Here is a 2,001-nt window from a genome sequence, read left to right on the forward strand (position 1 = left end):
AGCAGCGCCCGGACCGCACCTTTCACTGCCGACATCCGCTGGCGGGCTCCCATCGAGCCCGAAGCGTCGACGCACAGCACGATCAACGAACCCTGCCGTCCGCGGCGTACGTGCTGGCGGATGTCCTGGCGTCCCAGCACGAGGCCGGATCCCTCGCGACGACGTCGCCGCTGTTCGGGGGCCGCGGCCCGCAGCGTGGCGGCCAGCGCGACGTCCTGCCCGCGAGGCCGTTCGCCGCGACGCAGCGGCCGGGCGCCGACACTGGCGCCGCGTCGGCTCGGACCGGGGCTGCGACGGCCTTCGGCGCCCATCTGTGTGGACGGCACGGTCAACAGCGCCGGCCGGCCGGCAGCCGCCGCCTGCTCCACGCGCCCGTCTGGGGCTGCGCCCTGCCCCTCGGAAGGTTGCGGGCGCTCCGCAGCATCGGCCTTACCGCCATCGTCTCGGTCCGTTTCGTCGGGGGCCGTCGGCTGCGGGGCGACGACGTCGGACGCGTCGAGGTCGGACGGCTGCTGGGCCGAGCTGTCCGCCGGCTGTGGCTCACGGGGCGTCGACGACCGCTCGGGTGGGTCCTGCGCGGTGGCGTCGCTGGCAGCATCGTCGTCGGGTTCCCCGTCCGGCGCGCCGTCGTCGCGACCATCCGAGCCGTCGGGAGGTGTCGGGTCGTCGCCGCCGAGCAGCCGGTCGAGCTCGTCCTCGTCGATCCCGGGATCGTCGAACGGGCCACGGCGACGACGATGCGGTAGCGCGAGCAGACATGCCGTGCGGACGTCTTCGCGGGCGACCGAACCGGCACCCCGCCAGGCGGCCAGAGCAACCGACGCCCGGGCGGTGACGATGTCGGCGCGCAGCCCGTCGACCTCCAGCGCCGCACACACCTCGACGATCCGGGTGAGCCAGGCCTCGGAGAGCACCACCGCGGGCAGGCGCTCGCGGGCGGCGATGAGTCGGTCCGCGAGCGTCTGCTCATCGTCCGCGAATCGGGCTGCGAACGCATCCGGGTCCGTCTCGTAGGCGAGTCGGCGGCGCACCACCTCGGCCCGCTGTGTCGGATCGTGCGGGGCGACCACCTCGACGGTCAGGCCGAAGCGGTCGAGCAACTGCGGACGCAGCTCGCCCTCCTCGGGGTTCATCGTGCCGATCAGCTGGAACCGGGCAGGGTGGCGGACCGAGACGCCCTCCCGTTCGACGTGGTTGACCCCCATGGCGGCGGCGTCGAGCAGCACGTCCACGAGGTGATCGTCCAGCAGGTTGACCTCGTCGACGTACAGCACACCGCGGTGCGCCCGCGCCAGCAGGCCCGGCTCGAAGCTGCGGACCCCGTCCGCCAGTGCCCGCTCCAGATCGATCGAGCCGAGCAACCGGTCCTCGCTGGCCCCGATCGGCAGTTCCACCAGCGGGGTGCGCACCCGGGTGGCGGTCCGTCCCGGCTGGTCGCACACCTCGCACAGCTCGGCCGGAGCATCCGGCGGACACGCGAACGCACAGCCCGAGACGACCTCGATGTCGGGCAGCACCGAGGCCAGCCCGCGCACCGCGGTCGACTTCGCGGTGCCCTTGTGCCCACGGACCAGGACGCCGCCGATCCGCGGATCGACGGCGTCGACCAGCAGGGCGGTGACCAGCCGCTGTTGCCCGACGATGGCGCTGAAGGGATAGGTCACCGCGACATCTCCTCGCCGGGCCCACCGCGCGGACCAGCCTCTACCCGCCCGGTGGCGCCAGCCGTCACCGGGGTCTCACCACGTTCCTCGACCAACCCTTCAGTCTCCAGGTACGCGGCGCGCAGCTGCTCGAGACGTTCGGGTGCCGGGTCGGCCCAAAGACCGCGTTGCGCCGCCTCCAGCAGCCGTTCGGCGATCCCGCGCAACGCCCACGGGTTCGAGCGCTCGAGGAAATCGCGGACCTCGGGGTCCAGCACGTAGCGCTCGACCAACGTGTCGTATTGCCAGTCCTGCACGACCCCGGTGGTCGCGTCGTAGCCGAACAGGTAGTCGACGG

General features: G+C 73.0%; 1 protein-coding gene and 1 pseudogene. Both read right to left on the reverse strand.

All coding sequences use genetic code 11. From position 1 onward, the window contains the following. On the reverse strand, window positions 1-1,664 hold a 1,664-nt coding region (locus WEB03_RS13640; RefSeq protein ID WP_368071467.1), incomplete at its 3' end, for an ATP-binding protein. Window positions 1,665-1,750: 86 nt separating this feature from the next. Further along, window positions 1,751-2,001: pseudogene (locus tag WEB03_RS13645) on the reverse strand (cobaltochelatase subunit CobN); the annotation flags it as partial.

The organism is Nitriliruptor sp., from assembly GCF_040882075.1.
In the GTDB taxonomy this organism is placed as follows: Bacteria; Actinomycetota; Nitriliruptoria; order Nitriliruptorales; family Nitriliruptoraceae; genus Nitriliruptor.